Source organism: Candidatus Effluviviaceae Genus I sp. (assembly GCA_016867725.1).
GTDB lineage: Bacteria > Joyebacterota > Joyebacteria > Joyebacterales > Joyebacteraceae > VGIX01.
This window is the reverse complement of record VGIX01000076.1, coordinates 1-4,233: the sequence shown is the minus strand read 5'-3', so window position 1 is coordinate 4,233 and position 4,233 is coordinate 1. Positions and strand designations below refer to the sequence as shown.

Genomic DNA, 4,233 nt, shown 5'->3' with positions numbered 1-4,233 from the left:
TGAGGATGCTGACGACGACGAAGGCGATGGGCAGGTGACCCGCTCGTCTGGCGGCCATGGAGCGCACCTCGGAAAGGGACTGGCCCGGCGCTGACGGGCCGTCCGCGGGCAGCGAGCCCCGCGGCGTTGCGTCCGTTCGCCGTACGGCCATTAGACACCACGCCCGAAGCCCCGGGCAAGAGCAAAGGCCGGCTCAGTACTCGCCGAGCGTCCCGAGTCCGCGGGCGCGCCCGATGCCCCATCGGAGAGCCGCGGCGCCGAGGATGCATGCGGCAGCCGCTGCGACGCCGAGGAAGGCGAGCGACGCGCGCGTCGTGGACGCGCCGGTCGATGCGGTTCCACGCATGACGGCGAGCACGTGCGTCGTCGGGAGCGCGAGCGAGACGGGCTGCGCCCACGACGGGAGGAGATCCACCGGGTAGTAGACGCCGCCTGCGACCAACGACAGCATCCCGAGCGCCCACGACACGGGCTCACCCTCCTTCGTCACGAGCACGACGCCCGCGGAGGCGAGACCGAGCCCGCACATTGCGATGACATAGAGCCCCGCCGCCGCGCCGACTGCGGCGGACATCTCCATCCTGAGTCCGCCGCGCCACGACGCGAGAGCCACGAACGCCGCGCCGCCGACGCACGCGCCCAGCACGTCCCACACGCCCGACAGCAGGACCAGCCGCGTCGGCGGACCGTGTGCGGCGAGAAGCTGCTCGAGCGTTCCCTGCAGCTGCTCGCGCCGAACGGCCGACCGGAAGGCCCCGAGGCCCGCTGCCGCCGCGCCGTGCGCCGCCAGCCCGAGGAGCGCGAACTCCGTGTAGCCCATCCCGTAGCGCGCCTCGAAGCCGCCCCCGGCGCACGCGACGACCTTCCCGACGAGCGCGATGAGCGCGATCGACAGAACGGACCGGGCGAGCCCCAGGACCAGCTGCACGCGATAGCTCAGCCGCGTCGCAACCGAGCGGCACAGGAACGCCGCGAGAGCGCGCCCGACGGCCGCCGCCTCGTCCCGCGCGCGACTCAGCCCGTGGGAGTGGCGTAGATGCGGTCGCACCACGCGACCTCCTCGCGCTCCGGCGCGGTGACGAGGACGGCGGCGCCCCGGCCGGCAGCGCATCGAAGCGCATCGACGATCGCCGCTCTTCCCTGCGCGTCCACGGCCGAGAGCGGCTCGTCGAGAAGGGCGACGGGGCGCGACGGCAGAAGCGCGCGGGCGACCGACAGCCGCGCCAGCGCGCCTCGGGAGAGGAACCGCGCCGGCTCGTTCACCACGCTCTCGATGCCCAGAGCGGTGGCCAGCTCGGAGATCCCGTCACGGATGGCGCGGTCGCGCATCCCGGCCAGCCTGCCGAAGAAGGCGAGGTTCTGCCGAGCGGTCAGCCGCCAGTAGAACGAACGGACCGACCCCAGGGAGAGCCCGACGAGCCGGTGCGTCGACACCGGATCGCGCACGACGTCGTGGTCGCAGATGCGCACGAGACCTGACGACGACGCGACGAGCCCGGCAAGGACCCTGAGCGCCGTCGTCTTGCCGGAGCCGTTGGAGCCGACGAGCGCGCAGACCTCTCCCGCGGCGACACGGAGCGTGATGGGGCCGACGGCCGCGGGGCGTCCGCGACCTCGGAACGTCCGCGTGACGCCGAGCATGACGACCGACCCGCGCGCCGGCGCGCCGGCGGTCCCGCCCTCACGGCCTGCCGGCTGCAATGCCCGTGCTCCAGGCGCGCGCGACGGATCCCCCTGCGGCGACCGCTACCACGTCGAGGATGCCGTCGCCGTTGACGTCCCCTTCCGCGGCGCATCGGACGCCGCCCTCGAGAGGCAGCCGCCCCGCGAGCGCTCCGTCCGCCGCGCGCAGGACGTACGTCGCCTTCGCGTCCCACGCGACGAGGAGCGGCTCGTCGGCGGGAAGCGCGATGCACCGCCCATACACGTCCGAGATCGAGTCGAACCTCCACAGGATCTCCGCGCGCCTCGGGGCGACGGCATAGACGAATCCGTCACACGAGCCGAAGACGAGGTCCGCCCCGGGCCTCCCGTCGATCTCGGTCACGAGGATCTCCGTGATGGGCTCCCCGGACCCGGCGACGATGCCGCGGAGGAACCGCGGCAGCCTCGGGTCGCGCGCGTAGCGGGCATGGGTGTCGAGCCCGAACTGCATGCGAGCGACCTGCTCACCTCCCGCCGCATCGAGCACGACCAGCGCGCCGGCGAAGCAGCCGACGGCGACGTCGTTCGCTCCGCGCGCGGCGAGATCGGCAGCCACCGGCCGGCTGCTCGCCACGCCCTCGGGGAGGTACCGGGTCTTCTTCCCGAGCACGGTGGTCCACAGCGTCGCGCCCGTCGGCTCGAGGCAGACGAGCGTGTTCCGTCGCTCCACGGCGAGCACCTCATCTCGACCGTCGCCGTCGAGGTCAAGCGGCGTCACCTTCTCGAATCCCCCGCCGAGGATGCCGCGGTCCGGCTCGGTGCGGCGCACCCACAGGTCGCGCCACGATGCCCCGGAGACGGCGACCAGGAGGTCGTCGTAGTCGTGCCCCGCGGTGTAGATGAGATCGGGGCGCTCGTCGCCGTCAACCAGGCCGAAGACGATCTCGCCCACGGGCGCTTTGAGCGCGAGCGACCGCAGGACGGAGCCGTCCGCGCCGGAGAGCACCTGTAGGGAGTCGAGCCAGGCGACGACGAGTTCCGACCCGCCGCCCGCCTCGATGTCCGCGGCGGCGCACTCGACGCGGCCGCTCCAAGCGCGCGCCCAGCGGACGCCGCCGTCGCGCCCGTCGAGCACGGTCACCTGCGATGGCGCGCCGCGCTGCCTCGCGACGACCACGGGCTCGCCCGCGCCGTCTCCGTCGAGGTCGGCAACGACGACGGTCTGGTACGCCTTGTCGGCGACGGCGAGCTCCCGCTCCCACAGGAGCGGCCACGCGACAGCCGGCGCCTCCCCCACTCCGCTCTGGCGGGCGCCCACGGTGACGCTCAGCAGGATCAGGACCGCGGCCGCGCCTGCGCCGCGGGCGAGCAGACCCCAGGGGGGCCGCGCCCCGGCAGTGGTTCTCATGGTCTTCGCTCCTCTCTCTGGAGTCCGGCCCGCCCGGAGTGAGACCCTCCTAGTCCTTGTCGACAAGGCACCAGTCGTCGTTCGTGCAGCCCGACCCCATGTCCACGAGAATGCAGATGTCCCGCGTCGGGCACTGCGCGTAGTCGAGAAGGCAGAAGTCGGTGTCAGGCGTGCTGGCTGCCGCCAGGGTCGGTCCCATGACCCCGCTGGCCAGCGTGAGATGGATCATCGTCGTCACCTCCTTTCGGCCGGTCAGGGGCATCACTCGGGGCGGTCCGCGCGGCCGCGTCCCCTCGTACCGCGCCCTCGCGCAGGTCCGCGCACGCAGCGACCTCGGGCCTGCCGCCGTGGCGCGCAAGTCGCGCGAGCCGCCGCCTCGCGCGGGCGGGAAGGGACGCGTACAGCCACATGGAGAGCTCCAGCACGCGCCGCTTGATCACGCACCGAGGCGCGAACTCCCCGCAGGCGTCGGCGGGCGACGCGACCAGGTCGAAGAGGCAGGGTCCGCCGCACATCCAGCGCGCCCAACAGCGGCGGCACGCCGCGGAGCGCTCCGCGAGCTCGCCGAGGGCGCGCGCGGCGGCGTCCCTGTCGAACCCGTCTGCGACGCGCCCGAGCGAGTACGCGGCGTGGCCGACGAACCTGTGGCAGAGACTGATCGTGCCGTCGCAGGCCACGCTCAGGTATCTCACTCCCGCCCCGCAGGCCTGCTTCCGCGGCCGGCCCCGCTCGATGGCCAGGACGGGCTCCGCGAAGTTGCCTACGACGGGGGGGCCGCCGCGACTCACGCGCTCCCGCTCGGTCTCCGCCAGGTCGTCCAGCTCGGCGCAGACCCGGGCGGCGAACCGTGCCGACAGGGGCGCCCCGCTCACCGGCGAGAGATGGACGGTGCCGGCCCCAAGCCCGACCAGATGCTCCACGAGGTCCCTGAGACGAGGCGTCGCCTCGGTGACGGTCGCGCGCGCCGATACGCGGAGCCCGGCGGGGAGCCGCGCCAGGTTGCGCGCGATGGCGTCGTACGACCCGCCGCCGTCCGGGGACCGCCGGTGCGCGTCGTGGGTGGGCCGGTCGCCGTCGATGCTCACCATGACGGCCGCCCCGACGGCGGCCAGGCGCGAGGCGACCTCCGGCGTCAGGAGCGTGCCGTTCGTTGTCACGTGGAGTGACAACGCGCGCCCCTC

The 4,233-nt window shown here is 73.8% G+C and carries 5 protein-coding genes; all 5 read right to left on the bottom strand.

The window, feature by feature from the left end; all coding sequences use genetic code 11:
* Positions 1–193: 193 nt before the first annotated feature.
* From FJY74_09465 to FJY74_09445, 5 genes are read right to left on the bottom strand one after another with little or no spacing between them, the layout of a single operon-like run.
* Entirely contained in the window at positions 194–1,048 is an 855-nt protein-coding gene (locus FJY74_09465) for an ABC transporter permease (protein MBM3308540.1), read from the bottom strand.
* Positions 1,015–1,701: an ABC transporter ATP-binding protein gene (locus FJY74_09460; protein MBM3308539.1), complete on the bottom strand. Its 687-nt coding sequence runs from the start codon at positions 1,699–1,701 to the stop codon at positions 1,015–1,017. Before FJY74_09460 ends, FJY74_09465 begins: the two co-directional genes overlap by 34 nt.
* Entirely contained in the window at positions 1,682–3,052 is a 1,371-nt protein-coding gene (locus tag FJY74_09455; protein ID MBM3308538.1) for a hypothetical protein, read from the bottom strand. The genes FJY74_09460 and FJY74_09455 overlap by 20 nt, the downstream gene beginning before the upstream one ends.
* A gap of 49 nt (positions 3,053–3,101) precedes the next feature.
* The gene (locus FJY74_09450; GenBank protein MBM3308537.1) at positions 3,102–3,281 is read right to left on the bottom strand and encodes a hypothetical protein; all 180 of its coding nucleotides are present in this window, start codon (positions 3,279–3,281) and stop codon (positions 3,102–3,104) included.
* The gene (locus FJY74_09445; GenBank protein MBM3308536.1) at positions 3,217–4,221 is read right to left on the bottom strand and encodes an SPASM domain-containing protein; all 1,005 of its coding nucleotides are present in this window, start codon (positions 4,219–4,221) and stop codon (positions 3,217–3,219) included. Before FJY74_09445 ends, FJY74_09450 begins: the two co-directional genes overlap by 65 nt.
* Positions 4,222–4,233: the final 12 nt, after the last annotated feature.